Origin of the sequence: Bdellovibrio sp. HCB117, assembly GCF_047305915.1 — a bacterium.
Taxonomy (GTDB): Bacteria; Bdellovibrionota; Bdellovibrionia; order Bdellovibrionales; family Bdellovibrionaceae; genus Bdellovibrio; species Bdellovibrio bacteriovorus_B.
The window spans coordinates 1,474,595-1,490,769 of sequence record NZ_CP178622.1 but is presented as its reverse complement, the minus strand read 5'-3'; the positions used below and the strand labels follow the sequence as shown (position 1 = coordinate 1,490,769).

The following is a 16,175-nucleotide window of genomic DNA, read 5'->3' as shown; positions in this document are numbered from 1 at the left end:
ATTTTCTGTGTTCAGGATAAAGAACATGAAGTAGCTGCATAGACATGCTTTACGGCACTAAGTCCAGTGATCTGATAAGCACAATCTTCCGATAAGAGATGTATGCTTTTGAGACTCTTAGGTTCGTTTTTCATTCTGGTGATATTTCTTTTAAGTGCGCAGGCCAATGCACAGACCTCAGTCTCTCCTGAAAAAGCTCAGGCTCTGTTCACAAAAACGAAAAGTCTGTTTGAGCCCATCGCGAAAGCTCGAGGAGAAGAGTTCTTCTTAGAAATCCATTGGGATCGGAACACAGTTTCCGCACAAGCCGTGCGCAACGAACTGAAAAAGTATGGAATTGGGGTCGATGTCGGAATGCTGACCTCTTCGCGCGTAAACGAAGATGCACTTGCCTTAACGCTTTGTCATGAAGCGGGACATCTTTTTGGAGGTCGACCCTTAAGAAGCCTTCCCGCAGAATGGGAAGGCCCTTCTGACGAAACCGGCAAAAGTCTTTTAACTTCTGAAGGACAGGCTGATTACTATTCGACAGCGACCTGCTTTAGGAAAATGGTTGAAGGCGAAGACCATCGATCCGCGCTCAGCGGAAAAGAAATCCCTCAGCGCGTAACCACTCTGTGTGACTCGGTCTGGGGTTCACGCACTTCGGACTCCTATCTCTGTCAAAGAGCGGCTTTGGCCGGATTTAGTTTCCTGACGATGGTGATGGATTTTCCTATTTCTTTTAACACTCCCGATAATAGTGTGGTCGATACTACTATCGCTGACAGCTACCCTTCCCGACAATGTCGACTGGACACTCTTCTTGCCGGAGCTCTTTGCAAAGATGTTTTGCCCTTGGATTATGCACGAAAAGACATGCTTCTTAAATCGTGCGCCCTCGGTGTTTCAGCACGGCCTGCCTGCTGGTTTAAAACTCCTTAAGCACCTCAGCTTGCGCCAATTTGCGGCTCTGGTGTGAACTAAGTATAATTTCTTTCCCCGTCTGGAAACCTGAATTCCTGCTAGCAAAATCATTAAGGAATGATTTAGGAAATTCCTCCCCCCTCTTTTTTGTGTGATCTCAAAACTAATGCTTCCCGCTGTTCCATGAGCCTTATTTTGTCACTTTTTAGAAGTGTCAAAAACTTCGACGCCACTTCTGGCACCCTAGTTGCTCTTAAGGCTTCAGAATTTACCGTGGAGGATAAATTATTATGGAATTCTTATTATCATTAGGTCGTGGCTTTACATCAGCAGATGCAATCTGGATGTGGACTATCTTGGCAGCACAAATCGTTTCTATCGCGATCATCGCGGAAAGAGCTTTTGCCCTTTTCGGTGCTCGTAAAACAAATCAAAAAGAACTTTCCAAGGTTTTGGCGGAAGATATTCGCTCTGGAAACTTAGAAAAAGCTCTGCGCCGCTCACTTCAAATGGGTACAAAAGAACCATTGGGTGTTGTTGCCGCAGCGGGTATCCAAGCAGCAATGGATATGGGCGGAAAAGAAGAAATCCAACTTAAAATGGATGAAGTTCTTCTTGAAGAAAACTCTCGCGTAGAAAAACGCATTGGTTTCTTGGCGATGTTTGCCAACGTAGCAACTCTATTAGGTCTATTAGGTACAATCACAGGTTTGATCCACTCTTTCGCGGGTATTTCAAATGCAAACCCAGCGGAAAAAGCGACAATCCTTTCTCAAGGTATTTCTTTAGCGATGAATACGACAGCTTACGGTTTGATCGTGGCAGTTCCTGCTTTGATCATGTATGCGGTCTTGCAAAACCGTGCGTCTCGTTTGACGGATGATTTGAATAAAGGCGCTTTGAACCTTTTCATTCAGTTAGGTTTCCACTACGAGCCGGTTTCTACTACTAAAGAAGTTCCTGCTAACTCTGGGAGATAGTTATGAGCATGATGGGCGGATCGGGCGACGACAAAGATTTGAACTTTGAACTTAATATTTTACCGATCTTGGACATTTTATCGGTTCTTATCTGCTTCCTTCTTCTAACAGCGGTTTGGATTCAGATTGGAACAATCGATACGCGCCAAGCGATCGGTGATAACTCTGTGGCTGGAGCAAAGAATCCTCCATCCCTTTGGATCACGGTAAACACACAGGGTGCAGTTCAACTGTCCTTGCGCGATTTGCCCAATGCTAAAACTCACGAAGAGCAAATTCAGGCTTCAGGTCGCAGTGTGAACTGGGCCGTGCTTGAACAAAAACTTCAAGCGCTTCGTGCAAAATGGCCTGATCTAAAAACAGGCGTAGTGCGTCCCGAAGCACAAGCCTCTTATGGTGATGTGATTCGTATTATGGACAAACTGAAACAGAATCAATTTGAAGGTGTGGGTTTATCCCCACTTGGGTAGGACTTATGAAAACATCGTCCTTTGCTAACGTTGGTAAAAAAAGATCTCCTTTAGGTGACTTACAAAACCTAAAGCCGGGAATGAAGAAAAAGAAAGGTGCAGCAAGCAATCTAGCTTTGGCACTTCCCTTAACTTCTTTGATCGACGCTTTTTCAATCATCGTGATCTATCTTCTGATCGGAACTCAAAACAGCGGTATTGAGTCGACAGTTCCAGCGAAGATGTCCTTGCCGATGGCAGAGCACAGTGTCGGTATCGACAAGGAAACACCTATTTTGACAATTCAAAAAGGTGTTTACCGCCTGAATGACGAAGTCGTTCCAGTGCGCGCTTTAGGTCAGAAGCTGACGGAGCTTAAAGCGAAATCAGAGGAAAAGTTGGTTGAACTTTTAGTTCAGGCAGACCAAGAGATGAAGTACGAAGATTTGGATCCTTTGTTAAGAGCAAGTTCCGAATCGGGTTTTGAGAAAATGAAATTTGCGGTGGTACCAGCACGATGAAAACACTTAACGATATCCTAGTTCTTGGAGCATTTTTAGGCGGTATTTTGAGTACTCCTCCGGCATTTGCCGAAAAAATGGCGGCAGGTACTCAGGATCTCGTTATCAAAAAAATGGAGCGTGTCTTATCGGCTTTAGATAAGTCTGATCCGGCATGGCTTGCAAGCCAGCAGCGTCTGGCGGATCTTCTTTCTGAGCGCGCCCGCACTCGCTTTATGCTGGAAGTGGAAGCCAACTGTGAAGGCTGCAAAGGTTCTAAAGACGATCGCCAGAAAGCCATTCGTATTTATGAAATGCTTCTGCAAGAAGTAAAACTGAATGAACACGGGCCTATTCTTTTCCAACTGGCCCATCTTTATGAGATGGCTGGCCAAGTTGATAAAGCCATTGCTCTTTATGAAAACATCATCAAAGACGCAAAAAAGAAAAATATCAATCAAGACATCGTGGTTCGTTCCCACGTGGGCTTAGGCGACCTTCTTTTCCAGAAAGGTCGTTTTGTTGAAGCCAAACAAAATTATCAAATCGCTCTTAAAGATAAGAATCTGGAAAACCGTTATTTAACGATCTACAATGTCGCTTGGTGTGACTTTAACACAGATAATTTGAAATCAGCGATTGCGACTCTTGAGGATCTTTTGAAAGACCCTTCGGCAATCACACGTCAAACGGAAGAGGGTTCCAAGTACGACGCCCCTTTCCACACTGACGTTCTACGTGATCTGGCGATGTTCTATACTAAGCAAGATGTCACTTCTCGTGAAATCGCTAAATTTGAATCGTTAACTCCCGAAGAAAAACGTAAAGATCTTCTTTTGCACTTCGCAAAAGAAACAGATCGTATCGGTCAGAAGAAAGCCGCTCAAGAAATCATGAGCCGTTATTTGGCTCACAGTGCGCTATCTAAAGAAGAGCGTATCGAAGCTTCGATTCAGTTGGCGCAAATCAACTATGATCGTGGCCAAACAACAGAGTCTGTGGCGGAGTTTTCCAAGGCAGCTTTGGCTTTACAAAAATCCGGCTGCTCGGGTGATAAGTGTGAGGAACTCCAAAAGTCGATGAAACGTTATGTAACAGAACTTCATCGTTCAAAAAAATTAAAGCCTGACCAAGATTTGATGAACGCTTACATCACCTATAACAGAACCTTCCCGTCTGATATGGAGATGACTCAACGTGGGGCTTCCGTGGCAATGGAGCTTAACAACTTCCCTATTGCTGTAGCTCTTTACCGTACCGTAAGTGAAAGTCGTCAGTTTTCTCAAAAAGAGCGCAACGAGGCTCTTTTAAATGAAGTTTCTGCTGCGGAAAAATCTAAAAATCCACAGTTGCAGCGCGAAGCTTATCTGCACTATTTGAAGTACGCCCCTCGCGATGCGAAGTCTTTTGAGGTGAAATATCAATTGGCTTACTTAAGTTACACGCAAAAGAAATTCGCGGATGCAGCAGAGTCTTTTGAAGAATTGGCTAAGGACAAATCGGGAACTGCTGACCTTCGCAAGAAATCTGCGGATCTTTCTTTAGATGCCTTGGCGCAGCTTAAAAACGAAAAAGTTCTTGAAGACCTTGCTTGGGATTATTCCGAGATCTTCCCGTCTAATCGCGTGGAGTTTGAAGGAATTGCGCGTAAGTCTTTGATGAATCGCGTAGCGCGTGTCGCAAACGACCCTAAATCCAGCTCTTCTGATTTGAAGAAGGCTTTAAACAGCCTTGATACAGATAAAGTTAAAAATGCGAGCAACCAGGAAAAGATCCTGTTCTTTAATAACCAGGCTGTTTTAGCCAAAAAACTAGATGAAGAAAAAACTTATGTTAGCGCACTTTCTTCGTTGATGGCCGTTCCGGGTTTAACAGCCGCCCAACGTGAATCTGCTTTAGAGCAATTGACAGGCTACTACGAGAAGAAATTGGACTTCAGAAATGCCTATGCGACGGCACTTCGTATGGAGCAATCTAAGATTTCTGAAAAAGAAAAAGAATTCCGTCTTGGAACATTGGCGGACTTGGCTGGTTTAAACGCCTCTAAACACTACCGCCAATCTTTGGATGCGGGTCTGCGTGGTGAAAGATCATTGATCATTCGTTCGCGTTTGGTACTGACTTCTGAAAACCCGGTTAAAGAATTAAAAGCTCAAGCGCCTGAGCTTAAGCAAAGACCGGCTCTTTTAAATGAAACGGCTTTATTGGTTTACGCCAAAACAGAAAACGCTTCTGCGATGAAGTCGGTTCTTGAAATGAAAGAGCTTCGTAAACAATCAGCACCTGTTTTCGTGAAGAAACAAGATTTTTACGAAAAGGTTCTGCAAGCAAAGGCTTCTATTTCATCGCACCAGTTGAATTCGAGCAAAGACCGTCTCTTACAAAAGACCATCGCGGAGCGCGTGTCATTGCTTAAAAAGGCAGATAAGTTATTGGCTGAAAGTTTGACATTGAAAGATGTAACAGCACAGATGATGTCTTTGAACCTTGTGTCTTCTGAAAATGAGCGCATGGTTCGTGATTTAGCGGGACTACCACTCCCTGCGAATCTGACTCCGCAAGAGCAAAATCAGTATATTTCTTTGTTGAAAGCTCAGTCTAAGCCGTTCTTGTATAAGGCGCGCGTGGCTCAGCAAAAACAACAGGAAATCTGGAATAAATCCTCGGCTTTGGCGCAAACTATCAAGGACTACAGAACGGCTCGTGCTGAACTTCGTCCTTTGCTAGCGCGTGAATTGACATTACTCAACCAGATCCCGGGTAAAGGCGCTATGAAGTCGGCTTTAGAAGACGCTATGGACGAGAGACCATTTTCGTCACGTGATTTAGTGTCTGCCCGCAAATCTGTTGCAGATGACCCTGCAAACATCCGTGAAATTGAAAATTTGAAACTGATCGAGACGAAAATTGGCCATCCCCTTATGCCTTCTTACTTGGAAGCGCGTATAAGCCATCTTCAGAAGGGAAAAAGCTTATGAAATCAGTAATTTCTTTGGCCCTGGTTTTGCTATCTCTGTTAACGACCGAAGTGTCCGTGGCAGCGGGAAAAGATGGAAAATCTGTGAAGCCCGCAGCTAAAAAATCTCAGCTAGGAACCTCGTTTAGATTTAACGGTTCTACTCTGAGAGGTAAGTACCAAAGTTCAATGGGTACGGCAGCTACGGTCGAAAACGATAAACTGTTAGAAGATCTTTTGAAAGGACGAACGCACTTTAACGATCGTCAGGCAAAAGAAACTGAACGTAACTAGAAGGCAGAAAGACATATGAGCGCAGCGAAACTTCTGATTCTTGAAAACACAATGGGGCAAAAGGTTCGCACTTTCGCGGTACAAGCGACTACGATGAATCTTGTGTACCTGAAAGAAAGTCGCCGTATCGAAGCGTTTGCCGACCTTCAAGCTCTTGATGACAACAAGATCGCTTACACTCTTTTAAAACAAATTGATATCTCGGAGCTTTCTGAAGAAGGTTTCGAGTTGCAAGGTTTGGGTCGCTTAAGAGCGTTCCCGAATGCGGCAGTTAAAAACAGCCCGACGCACACACTTCCTGAAGAAAAAGACGAAGAACAGCTTAAGACTATTCTTCAAAAAACGACGGCAGGCCATTTAGCCGCCATCTTCTTGTTACTTGTTGGATCTTGGATCTACACAAACTACTTCATGAAAACTCAAGAACCACCTCTTGTGACAATCATGCTTCCAAAAGAAGAAATCGTGAAACCAGAGCCAAAAGCTCGTCCGACAGTGAAGGTTTCTAAAACGAAAATTCAAAAGAGCAACAAGATCTATCGCCCGGTTGCTCAAAAATTGAAAACAAAGCCCTACAAAGTCAACACGGCTAAAGCACGTGACGTTCGCCGTGTTGGCGCCTTAGCTGCCTTGGGTGGTCTAAAAACCGGCCACAAAGGTGCTGAAGGCTTGGATATGCAATCTCTTAAAAACATCCGCGCTGCTGGCACAGGTGCTGGCGGCGGCGGTATCGGTAACGCCGGCCGTGGTGGTGCTCGTGGATATATGACTGGTAACGGTCTTATCGCGGGCTCTGCAGGTGAAGGCGCTCGCGCTCAAGGTGCGGGCGGTTACGGAACTCGTGGATCTGGTGGCGGTCGTGCTGGTTACGGAAAGATTTCCTTGGTTGGCGGGACTTCTGCTGTCAGCTTGCCGCTAGACGAAGAAGTTTCTGTTGAAGGCGGTTTGGATCAAGACCAAATCATCGCCGTTATCAACCGTAACAAAGGTCAAATTACTTATTGCTACGAAAAAGGCTTGCAAGCTCAACCCTCTATCGGTGGTCGCGTGGCGGTGAGTTTCGTAATCGGCGCTTCCGGTCGCATCACAACAGCTAAAGTAGCGGAATCTTCTTTAGGTTCGCGCATGGTTGAAAGCTGCATGCTGCAAAGAATGAAAACATGGCAATTCCCTCGTCCTGTAGGACAAGTTAACGTCGACGTGCTTTACCCATTTGAATTGACTCGCGTGAGCGCTCGATAAGAGGAGATGACAATGAAACACATGCCTACCCTAATCCCCGTTATCGCACTAAGTCTTTTCACAGCCGCTTGTGGCGAATATCAAAAAGACCCGGCTCCAGGTCTTGCGGCTATGCGCGAGAACGCAAAAGTTCAAACTCAGCAAGGTCCAGACAAACCTCGTGAGATCACAAAAACAGTTGTGGTTGAAAAACCAGTATTGGTTGTTAAAGAAGAATCCACAATCGACGAAAAATTCATCGTTATTACTCCTGACGCGCAAATGACTTTCAATGAAGGTCAACAAGCTCAATTTAAAATCCGCGCACGTGTCCTTGTGCCAGGTATCGAGATTAAACTAACTGCGCAAGGCCTGCCTGAAGGCGCACGTTTAGAGAAATCCACTCAAGAAAAAGATCTTTATATCTTAACTTGGAATCCGGCTCTTTACACAGTTCCTGCAAATGCGGCTATGAAAAGCTACACTGCGAAAGTTGTCGCGGAAGTTTCAAAAGCCAACTCTCAAGCCGAGGCCGACAAACTCAAAGGCTTAGTTCGCGAAAAAGAATTTAACATCTTCTTGTTCCGCAATCAGGAAGCTCCATCAGGTTTGACTGTGACGGGTTTGAATTCAGAAGTGAATGAAGGAACTTTAGTTCCTTTTACTGTAACAGTTAAAATTCCAGGCATCGATAACAAGGCGGCTCAAAAACCACGTTTGGTTGTGAGCTATGACGGCGTAAGCTACACGGCTGGTAACAGTTTCCTTGAACTGGATGGGGCTCGTTATGTCGTAGCTGACTTGAATAAAAAAGACGCTGAATATCTTGGTGACTCTAATTGGAAGTTCACTTTGATCTTTGATACTAAAAATATCTCTGTTCAACCTCAGCTTGCTAAAGATGGCGCTATCATGGCTTCTGCCGATGGAACGCGTGTTCGTTTGAGCTTTAAAGTTTATAGCCCCTACGGTCTTTCGACACCTGAATCTTTGACTCAGGTTAAAGTTCGCTACACAAAAGCTATCCAAGCTCCCCGCTTTGACCTTTCAGGTTTGGGACAACAAGGTTTGGTGGTTAGCCCAGGTCAATCTGTGAATCTGAAATTTGCGGTGTCTTCTGCTGATGGCCAAGCTTTGGTGAAGGTAGAATCTGCAGCCTCAACTTTGCCTGGTTCTCCGGCGGTTGAATGTAAGAATTCAGCTACGACGGCGGCTAAACAGGAATGCTCTTTAACGTGGAATGTTCCGTGTGACGCTAAGTCTGAGCAATTGAACGGCGAGATCACAATGAATGCTCAAGCCGTTATCAACGGCAGAAATTCGGATGTTACCCCATATAAGCTTAAAGTAGTGGCTTCGACTGAAGACAAAAAACTTTGCGCTACGGAGGCTGCACAATGAAAACTATGAATTTACTAACAATCGCTTTCCTTGCGATTTCTTTGACGGCGACTTCAACTTTCGCAGCTTCTACGAAGTCTTCAGCAAAACAAATCAATGCCAATGAGGACATCGATACTTTAGGTGGCAACAGAGAATTGATGGAGATGGCTGAAAAAGTTAAATCCACGAGCCGTTCTCGTATCGTTCAAGAGCGTATCGTAGATCGCCGCAACACTTTAGAGTTCGGTCTTTCTTACGGTTCTGTTTTCGGTGGTGATGCTTACGTTAAAACTCAAGCTTTGGGTGCTCAAGTGGATTACCACATCACTCCTCGCTGGTCTTTGGGTGTTCGTTATTACGATTTCGGTAACAGTTTGACGTCAGAAGGTCAACGTATTTATGACGATGCTAAAGCAGCAGAACAAGCTGGCGGTCGTGCTCTTCCTGTGGATATCGACTACCCGTTGAACTCTACTATTGCGGTTGTGAACTGGTATCCTGTTTACGGTAAGACAAGCTTCTATGATATGGGTGTGACTCAGTTTGACCTTTACCTTTTAGCAGGTGGCGGTTCGATCACTCTTTCTAGCGGTTCGACATCGGTTATGACTGGTGGTTTGGGTTTAGGTGCTTGGATCACAAAACACGTTTCTGCTCGTGCGGAAATTCGTTACCAAACTTATGAAGATCAAATTGCAACTGGAGCTCGCAAGTTGGATGTTGTGACTGGTTCACTTGGCCTTGGATGGATCTTATGATGAAGTCTTTCGTCGCTCTTAGCACAATGGCTTTTCTAAGCCTGAGCTTGTCGACGCAAGCTCTTGCTCAGGATCGCGTGTCGGTTAAAGACTGGGCTCAGTCCTGGTCCGACAAAGCTGCTAAAAAGAATATCGCGTTTAGCACCTCGGACCTCGAGAAAAAAGCTTTAGGCACTTGCAGTGATTGCGAAAACAAAAAATCGCTGAGTGAAGGCCGTAAGCTTTTCACAAAAGGCCAATTTGAACAAGCCATTCGCACTTACAATGAAATTCCTCGCGGAAATACTTACTGGTTGTCAGCGGTGGAGGAAAAAGGTTGGGCATACTTCCGTCAGGAAGATTATGAAAAGACTTTGGCGCAAACTAAGACTTTGTTGGCTCCCCAGTTCGCTGAGATTTCCAATTCAGAGGCCTTCTTACTTCAGTCTTTAACTCAATTGAAGATCTGCGATTACAAAGGCGTTTTTGAAACTCACCAGATTTTCAAAGAGAAACAGAAGAACCGTATCATGGAAGTTCAGCAGTTGGCTAAAACTGGTTGGAATGAAGCTTTGACACAAGTTTTGAAAAAAGCTGATAAGTTTCCACTCACTTTGGACGATATGGGCGATGCGGTCCAACGCCTGCCTTTATTAATTTATAAAGACGTGGAATTCCAGAAGCAGGCTTTGCGTTTTAAAGCTTCGGAAAGAGCCATTGCTTTGGCAGATTCTGTTCGTGCTAAGGATCAATTGGAAAAAGCCAATACTCAAAGTTTCCTTGCACTGAAAAAACGTGTTCAAGAATTGGCTCAAGAAGAAACGAATGAAAACTTCAACGTCATTCAAAAGCTCAACCTTGTTGAGGTGGAAGCCATCCAACGTGTTCACACGGATATGGAACTGGCTGACAGCATGTACAAGAAAAACAACTTTGAAAAAGTTGGCGACGACAAGCTGGTTTTTATGGATGACGGCAGACCTTGGATCGACGAACTAGATAAGTTCGAAGTGGCGGCAAAAACTTGCGCCAAAGGGATCAGGAGGAAAATGTGAGAAACCTCGTTATCGTAGCAATTTATTTTACAGCATTTATGTTGGTCTCTGCGTGCAGCCCAGAGTCCGCGACTTTAAAAGTTGAAAGACCTTTGGCTGAAGAGCAAGTTCAAATCCCTCAGTACGAGCAAATCCCTGCTCAAACTTTTGAGTGGATCACTGAAGATGGCGGTCAAAGCCAATTTGACTTCAATCCTGAAGTGGACATTCTTTTTGTGACGGACAACTCCGACAGTATGAAAACCGCGCAAGACAATCTGTTGCGCAATATTGATCGTTTTACTGCGGGTATTTTGAAAAATAAAATGATCGACTACCACATCGGCGTAATCTCTGTATGGGATAGTTCAGATCGTTATGCGCAGACTAAGAAGGATATCTACCAAATTGGTGACCTTCGTTACATTAAGAACACTCAAGGTCAGACATCACAAAGCCGACGTTTCGTGGCTAAATCTGACAATAACAGCAAATTGATCGCTTCTACTTTGAATATCGGTGTGACTCCGTATGCTCAAGGCGGACCTGAGTTTGAAGAGTTGTTCTCGCCTTTGGCGGCGGCTTTGGAAAAAACAGGTCGCGGTGCTTCTAACGAAGGGTTCTTCCGTAAGGACGCGCAACTTGTTGTGGTTCTTTTGACAGATGCTGACGACTCTTCTAAAAACCTAAACCCGGAAGAAATGGCGCAAAAACTGATCGACTTTAAAGGCGGCCGCACTGAAAAAGTCGCTGTGTACGGTGTGCTTGTACGCCCGCAAGATCCTGACACATACAAAGACTGGGATTTGCGTATTCATCCGAAGTACCACCCTGAGTGCTTCGATATGAATCAGAAAACTCCAAAGAACAACGGCAAGTGTACTGGTTTCGGTCCTGCACGTTTAGAGCAGTTGATTGTCGCAGCTAATCCGAACGAAGGCACGCCAGAACAAATTCGCGCAAAACACATCATGAGCATCGTCAGCCCTAAGTTTGGTGACGAGTTGGCTCAGATCGGTTCCGACATCACGGTCAAGACTTTGTCGAAGGAGATCTTCTTAAGCCAACGTCCTCGCGCAGATAAGAATGGCCAGTTGATGGTGCGCGTTCGTTACGGTAAACAAGTCATTCCGCAAAAGGCAAAGGGTGGCTGGTTGTACAATCCCGAAGACAACTCGATCGTTCTTTCCGGTGATATCGACTATCAATACGTTGAAGGCGCCAGATTCTCTGTCGACCTTGTTCCTTTGACTTTAAAAAATTAGTTTCTTCGCATATATCGAAATAAAAGAGCCGCTATCAAGCGGCTTTTTTCATTATGGGGACTTTCCATCACGTCGTCTTAGTTTTGCCTTCTTAAACTTCAAGAAGCAAAGTCACCGGACCATCATTGACCAAACTAACTTTCATATCGCCACCAAAGACGCCGCCGTGAGTGGGCACTCCTTGCGCTCGACTGAGTTCAAGAGCTTTTTCATACAGAGCATTTGCGATTTCAGGCGCCTCCGCATTGATAAAGCTGGGACGATTCCCTTTTGAGGCATCACCTAACAAGGTGAATTGCGAAACGATCAGATGCTGCCCGCCGACGTCTTTTAATGACAAATTCATTTTGCCGTTTTCATCTGGGAACACACGTAGTGCGATGATTTTGTTGATGAGCTTTTGCAGTTGCTCTTCGGTATCGCCTTTTGCCACACCTAACAATGTTAGAAAGCCTTTGTCGACGGAAGAAATCAACTTTCCATCCACCGTGACTGATGCATTCAAAACTCTTTGCACGACTGCTTTCATTATTTGCCCGCTCTTTTAATTTCGGCTTCGATATTTTCAAGCGGACGACCGATGACAGCCGCACTGGGAGTTAACAACAAAGGACGCTCCAGCAATTTTGGCTGTTGCAAGATCTTTTGAATCACGACTTCTTCAGACTGGACATCAAAAGGAGCCGATTGAAACTCTTCTTCTTTCGTACGAACAAGCGCCGAAAGAGGACCTTGAAGTTTTGCGACGATCGCACGCAGATCTTTTTCGCTAGGAGGATTTTTAAGATACTCAACGACTTCAAACGCCGCCGATTGAGATTGCAAAAGAGTTAAAGCCTCACGACTTTTACTGCACTTCGGGTTGTGATAAAGAATCCATTTTTCCATCCCTCATAAATAAGACGGAACCCCATAAGGTGCTAGAAGATTTTTGCCGAAATTCAACCAAAAATCCCTGGCACCTTTGGGCTTTTCTTAACTATTCTGCGTCCATGTATTGAGGATCGGCATCGTGAGACATCGGAGGAGTCGGCGTTGTATGCCAATTGAAGCTCTGATCAATCCACGCGTAGCTTGGAAGTTGAATTTGCGTGCCGTTGTCACCAATTGTTCTGCCACTGCAATCCGCGTTTTCTTTCACTTCACCACGAACATAGTAAGGGACAAGGACCACGTAGTTTCCACTCCACCAAGTACGCTGACTTTGCGCTGGCAGACAACCCCAGTCGAGCTGCTGGTGCGTCACCAGACTGTAAACAGTGATCCAAACAGATCTGTTAGAAAGGTTCGCGGTCGGCAAAGGCAGAATGTCTGCTTTTGCCGGCTTCGCTGCGAAAGTCACTGCGCCAAGGATTCCAAGAAGTGCCAGAGTTAAAATTTTAGATTTGATTTTCATAATGTCCCCTTTTGTTGTTTTGTTGAACTCACACCAAAAGAAGATTGCACCGGCTGTGCCGTCGGAAATAAGGGCCAAATCGAATAAAACAACAGCTGAACCTAGACCTGACGAGGATTCGACAGTCTCCACTGCCGCCAACTCACCCGCTGCTGAAAATCCGGCAGAGGTAAAAACGAAAGATGCCAGGGATATTTTCAACCAAATGGCGTTGAACGCGCGACGGTTGGAATATCTCCTGGCATTTTTTTGGAAAAAATCGAAATTATGCGGTGGATTACAGAAAAGAAGCAGGCACCTAAAAAAAAAGGAGCCTTGTGGGCTCCTTTTTTTTTAGTCTTCGTCTTCTTCTTCGACTTCTTCTAGATCGGCAAGTTCTTTGGTGTCTTGCTTCGACTTATTAGGGTGAAGTTTTTGGTATTCTTTGATCTTAAGTGGGTCTGGGCCCAACATTAAGAACATGTTCTTACCTTCCATTTTCGGTTGAGACTCTACCATCGCAAGATCGTTTACGAAGGCGATACATTTCTGCATCACTTCCATACCCAACTCTTGATGGGCCATCTCACGACCCATGAAACGCAATGAAACTTTCACTTTGTCGCCGTCCAAAAGGAAACGACGAGCGTGGTTCATCTTAGTTTCAAAGTCATGTTGATCCGTGCGTGGACGCATTTGGATCTCTTTGATTGTCACGACAGTTTGTTTTTTACGAGCGGCCGTGGCCTTCTTTTTATTTTCGTACTTCCACTTGCCGTAATCCATGATTTTACAAGTAGGAGGAGACGCCGTTGGAGCAATCTCTAGAAGATCGAGGCCTCTATCTTCCGCAATACGTAACGCCTCAGGAACAGTCATCACACCCAACATGTTACCTTCGTCGTCGATAACACGAATTTGTTGAGCGCGAATCTCACGGTTTACTCTTAAAGAGTCTTTAGAGTCTTTCTTGTTGCGATCAAAACGACCACCGCCACCTCTAAAATTACCTTCGAACTTGCTAATGGGAACCTCCCAGCCTATGGCTGACTTTCAGTTACAGTCGCAGCCTTCGCAAGTGAAGATTGCAACTTTCTTGTACTAATATCGTCTAAAATTGTTTTCATTAACTGATCCACAGTCAAACCTTTGTGTTCAGAGCCATCTCTTAAACGCAAAGACACGGTCTTAGTCTCGGCTTCTTTATCCCCGACAATAACCATGTATGGAACTTTCTGCATCTGAGCTTCGCGGATCTTGTAATTAAGCTTCTCATTACGGCGGTCAAATTCAACACGAACTTTATGCTCTTTAAGAAGTTTCATTAAATCTTCACAGAACGTATTCACACGGTCTGTAACGTTTAAAATCGCCACTTGAGTCGGGCACAACCATGGAGGCAAATGTCCGGCCGTGTGCTCGATATAAACACCGATAAAGCGCTCTAAAGAACCCAAGATCGCACGGTGAAGCATGATCGGACGGTGTTCTTTGTTGTCTTCGCCCGTGTATTTCAAATTGAAAGCCTCGGGAAGATTCGGGTCCACTTGAAGTGTCCCCAACTGCCAAGGGCGGTTCAAAGCATCAACGAACATGATATCCAGTTTCGGACCGTAGAAGGCGCCGTCACCGGGATTGATCGTGAATGGCAAATTCAAAGTTTTAAGGGCTTCAGCCAAAGCACCTTCGGCCATATCCCAGTACTCTTCACTGCCCATGCGATTGTCGGGACGAGTGGAAAGATAGATCTTGTAGTTGTTCATTCCCAGCTTATCGTAAACACGATTCAGCAAGTGCATGAACTTCGCGATCTCGTCTTGCAACTGATCCATGCGGCAGAAGATGTGTGCGTCGTCCTGACAGAATGTACGAACACGAGTCAAACCGTGCATAGCGCCCGATTTTTCAAAGCGGTGCAAACGTCCAAAGTCCGCCATTTTGATTGGCAGATCACGGTAAGAATACTTTTCAGAGTTGAAAAGCAAACAGTGCGAAGGACAGTTCATTGGTTTTGAAGCAAAATCGCGCTCATCCACTTTCGTGAAGAACATGTTCTCTTTATAGTTTTGATAGTGACCTGATGTATGGAACAGGTTCACGTCAAAAATTTGTGGAGTGATAACTTCTTGGTAACCCGTTTCAAAATAAAGTTCGCGCAAGTAAGTTTGCAGTTCTGTGTAAACAACCGCACCCTTTCCTGTAAAGAACGGAGAACCTGGAGCCCATTCGTGGAAATGGAAAAGACCTAACTCTTTACCCAACTTACGATGGTCGCGCTTTTTCGCTTCTTCGATATTGTGAAGATATTGATCCAGCTCTTTTTTATCGCCAAACGCTGTCGCGTACACACGCTGAAGCATGGCATTCTTTTCATCGCCTCTCCAGTAAGCTCCCGCTACGGAAAGAAGTTTGAAGGCTTTGATTTGTCCAGTGCTTTGAATGTGCGGACCACGGCACAGGTCAAACCAAGCATCGCCATTATGGTAGATACCGACAACAGTTTCGCCTTTTTTCGCCAGGTCTTCGATCAACTCGACTTTGAAGCGCTCGCCCATGCCTTTGAAAGTTTCAATAGCTTTAGCAATCGGCCAGTTTTCACGAGTGATAGGAAGATCTTTATTCACGATCTCGGTCATCTTCTTTTCGATTTTCTCGAAATGCTCTTCGGTGAAGGCAAACGGAGAATCGAAGTCGTAATAGAAACCATTCTCGATCACCGGACCGATGGTTACTTTCACTTCCGGCCAAATATCTTGAACCGCTTGAGCCATGATATGCGCGCAAGAGTGACGAATCACTTCCACCGCTTCTGGGCTTTTCGTGGTGATCAGGGCGATTTTAGTTTGATCTTTAAGTGGGGTTCTAAGATCCGAGATCTCTTTAGAACCATTGAGTTGTACACCAAGGGTTTCTTTAGCCAAACGAGGACCGATGGACTGCGCCACTTCCAGCGCTGTCGGTTCGTGGTCAAAAACCTTCGTCGAGTTATCCGGCAGAATAATAGTAGTTTGTGACATTACGATAGAGTGGTCGTCGCGAAACGACCTGAGATTGTTAGAGAATGTGATGAAGAAA

General features: G+C 45.1%; 17 protein-coding genes. 12 read left to right on the top strand and 5 right to left on the bottom strand.

What is annotated here, in order from left to right; translation table 11 throughout:
- Nucleotides 1-102 precede the first annotated feature (102 nt).
- The 11 genes from ACLWBD_RS07115 (at nucleotide 103) to ACLWBD_RS07065 (ending at nucleotide 11,725) form a co-directional block, all read left to right on the top strand.
- Nucleotides 103-924, top strand: a complete 822-nt coding sequence (locus ACLWBD_RS07115) for a hypothetical protein (RefSeq protein WP_413570276.1) — start codon at nucleotides 103-105, stop codon at nucleotides 922-924.
- 272 nt (nucleotides 925-1,196) lie between these two features.
- On the top strand, nucleotides 1,197-1,886 hold the full coding sequence (locus ACLWBD_RS07110) for a MotA/TolQ/ExbB proton channel family protein (RefSeq protein ID WP_063245204.1): 690 nt from the start codon (nucleotides 1,197-1,199) through the stop codon (nucleotides 1,884-1,886).
- 2 nt (nucleotides 1,887-1,888) lie between these two features.
- Nucleotides 1,889-2,356: an ExbD/TolR family protein gene (locus tag ACLWBD_RS07105; protein WP_253696815.1), complete on the top strand. Its 468-nt coding sequence runs from the start codon at nucleotides 1,889-1,891 to the stop codon at nucleotides 2,354-2,356.
- A 5-nt stretch (nucleotides 2,357-2,361) separates the two neighbouring features.
- Nucleotides 2,362-2,856 carry an ExbD/TolR family protein gene (locus ACLWBD_RS07100; protein WP_063208168.1) on the top strand — a complete coding sequence of 165 codons (495 nt, stop codon included), beginning with the start codon at nucleotides 2,362-2,364 and terminating at the stop codon, nucleotides 2,854-2,856.
- Nucleotides 2,853-5,813, top strand: coding sequence for a tetratricopeptide repeat protein (locus tag ACLWBD_RS07095; RefSeq protein WP_413570274.1), 2,961 nt, complete (start codon nucleotides 2,853-2,855; stop codon nucleotides 5,811-5,813). The genes ACLWBD_RS07100 and ACLWBD_RS07095 overlap by 4 nt, the downstream gene beginning before the upstream one ends.
- Nucleotides 5,810-6,085, top strand: coding sequence for a hypothetical protein (locus ACLWBD_RS07090; protein WP_063208174.1), 276 nt, complete (start codon nucleotides 5,810-5,812; stop codon nucleotides 6,083-6,085). The genes ACLWBD_RS07095 and ACLWBD_RS07090 overlap by 4 nt, the downstream gene beginning before the upstream one ends.
- Before the next feature lie 15 nt (nucleotides 6,086-6,100).
- Complete coding sequence (locus ACLWBD_RS07085) at nucleotides 6,101-7,327, top strand: AgmX/PglI C-terminal domain-containing protein (protein ID WP_063208177.1); 1,227 nt, start codon at nucleotides 6,101-6,103, stop codon at nucleotides 7,325-7,327.
- A gap of 12 nt (nucleotides 7,328-7,339) precedes the next feature.
- Nucleotides 7,340-8,707 (top strand): hypothetical protein, encoded by a 1,368-nt coding sequence (locus ACLWBD_RS07080; RefSeq protein ID WP_413570272.1) that lies wholly within the window; start codon nucleotides 7,340-7,342, stop codon nucleotides 8,705-8,707.
- Complete coding sequence (locus tag ACLWBD_RS07075; protein WP_063245200.1) at nucleotides 8,704-9,447, top strand: outer membrane beta-barrel domain-containing protein; 744 nt, start codon at nucleotides 8,704-8,706, stop codon at nucleotides 9,445-9,447. Before ACLWBD_RS07080 ends, ACLWBD_RS07075 begins: the two co-directional genes overlap by 4 nt.
- Entirely contained in the window at nucleotides 9,444-10,481 is a 1,038-nt protein-coding gene (locus tag ACLWBD_RS07070) for a hypothetical protein (protein ID WP_413570270.1), read from the top strand. The genes ACLWBD_RS07075 and ACLWBD_RS07070 overlap by 4 nt, the downstream gene beginning before the upstream one ends.
- The gene (locus ACLWBD_RS07065; protein WP_413570267.1) at nucleotides 10,478-11,725 is read left to right on the top strand and encodes a hypothetical protein; all 1,248 of its coding nucleotides are present in this window, start codon (nucleotides 10,478-10,480) and stop codon (nucleotides 11,723-11,725) included. The genes ACLWBD_RS07070 and ACLWBD_RS07065 overlap by 4 nt, the downstream gene beginning before the upstream one ends.
- Nucleotides 11,726-11,816: 91 nt before the next feature.
- Here the strand turns inward: ACLWBD_RS07065 and dtd are convergent, their stop codons facing one another.
- From dtd to ACLWBD_RS07050, 3 genes are all read right to left on the bottom strand, one after another.
- Nucleotides 11,817-12,254: a D-aminoacyl-tRNA deacylase gene (gene dtd / locus ACLWBD_RS07060; protein WP_413570266.1), complete on the bottom strand. Its 438-nt coding sequence runs from the start codon at nucleotides 12,252-12,254 to the stop codon at nucleotides 11,817-11,819.
- Nucleotides 12,254-12,613, bottom strand: coding sequence for an ArsC/Spx/MgsR family protein (locus tag ACLWBD_RS07055; RefSeq protein WP_413570264.1), 360 nt, complete (start codon nucleotides 12,611-12,613; stop codon nucleotides 12,254-12,256). The genes dtd and ACLWBD_RS07055 overlap by 1 nt, the downstream gene beginning before the upstream one ends.
- A 91-nt stretch (nucleotides 12,614-12,704) precedes the next feature.
- Nucleotides 12,705-13,121: a hypothetical protein gene (locus ACLWBD_RS07050; protein ID WP_413570263.1), complete on the bottom strand. Its 417-nt coding sequence runs from the start codon at nucleotides 13,119-13,121 to the stop codon at nucleotides 12,705-12,707.
- Nucleotide 13,122: 1 nt separating this feature from the next.
- On the opposite strand from ACLWBD_RS07050, the gene ACLWBD_RS07045 reads away from it, so the two are divergent.
- Complete coding sequence (locus tag ACLWBD_RS07045) at nucleotides 13,123-13,458, top strand: hypothetical protein (RefSeq protein WP_413570262.1); 336 nt, start codon at nucleotides 13,123-13,125, stop codon at nucleotides 13,456-13,458.
- Here ACLWBD_RS07045 and infC read toward each other — a convergent pair.
- Together infC and thrS are read right to left on the bottom strand one after the other, a co-directional pair.
- Nucleotides 13,455-14,126 carry a translation initiation factor IF-3 gene (infC, locus tag ACLWBD_RS07040; protein ID WP_301335620.1) on the bottom strand — a complete coding sequence of 224 codons (672 nt, stop codon included), beginning with the start codon at nucleotides 14,124-14,126 and terminating at the stop codon, nucleotides 13,455-13,457. The genes ACLWBD_RS07045 and infC overlap by 4 nt on opposite strands.
- 14 nt (nucleotides 14,127-14,140) lie before the next feature.
- Nucleotides 14,141-16,117 carry a threonine--tRNA ligase gene (thrS, locus tag ACLWBD_RS07035; RefSeq protein WP_063208204.1) on the bottom strand — a complete coding sequence of 659 codons (1,977 nt, stop codon included), beginning with the start codon at nucleotides 16,115-16,117 and terminating at the stop codon, nucleotides 14,141-14,143.
- Between the last annotated feature and the right edge of the window lie 58 nt (nucleotides 16,118-16,175).

Coding starts and splice junctions, on each gene's coding strand:
- ACLWBD_RS07080 (WP_413570272.1), top strand. CDS start 7,340: ATGAAACACATGCCTACCCTAATCCCCGTTATCGCACTAAGTCTTTTC.
- ACLWBD_RS07050 (WP_413570263.1), bottom strand. CDS start 13,121: ATGAAAATCAAATCTAAAATTTTAACTCTGGCACTTCTTGGAATCCTT.
- ACLWBD_RS07095 (WP_413570274.1), top strand. CDS start 2,853: ATGAAAACACTTAACGATATCCTAGTTCTTGGAGCATTTTTAGGCGGT.
- thrS (WP_063208204.1), bottom strand. CDS start 16,117: ATGTCACAAACTACTATTATTCTGCCGGATAACTCGACGAAGGTTTTT.
- ACLWBD_RS07100 (WP_063208168.1), top strand. CDS start 2,362: ATGAAAACATCGTCCTTTGCTAACGTTGGTAAAAAAAGATCTCCTTTA.
- ACLWBD_RS07115 (WP_413570276.1), top strand. CDS start 103: ATGCTTTTGAGACTCTTAGGTTCGTTTTTCATTCTGGTGATATTTCTT.
- dtd (WP_413570266.1), bottom strand. CDS start 12,254: ATGAAAGCAGTCGTGCAAAGAGTTTTGAATGCATCAGTCACGGTGGAT.
- ACLWBD_RS07045 (WP_413570262.1), top strand. CDS start 13,123: ATGTCCCCTTTTGTTGTTTTGTTGAACTCACACCAAAAGAAGATTGCA.
- ACLWBD_RS07085 (WP_063208177.1), top strand. CDS start 6,101: ATGAGCGCAGCGAAACTTCTGATTCTTGAAAACACAATGGGGCAAAAG.
- ACLWBD_RS07070 (WP_413570270.1), top strand. CDS start 9,444: ATGATGAAGTCTTTCGTCGCTCTTAGCACAATGGCTTTTCTAAGCCTG.
- ACLWBD_RS07105 (WP_253696815.1), top strand. CDS start 1,889: ATGAGCATGATGGGCGGATCGGGCGACGACAAAGATTTGAACTTTGAA.
- ACLWBD_RS07110 (WP_063245204.1), top strand. CDS start 1,197: ATGGAATTCTTATTATCATTAGGTCGTGGCTTTACATCAGCAGATGCA.
- ACLWBD_RS07055 (WP_413570264.1), bottom strand. CDS start 12,613: ATGGAAAAATGGATTCTTTATCACAACCCGAAGTGCAGTAAAAGTCGT.
- ACLWBD_RS07090 (WP_063208174.1), top strand. CDS start 5,810: ATGAAATCAGTAATTTCTTTGGCCCTGGTTTTGCTATCTCTGTTAACG.
- ACLWBD_RS07075 (WP_063245200.1), top strand. CDS start 8,704: ATGAAAACTATGAATTTACTAACAATCGCTTTCCTTGCGATTTCTTTG.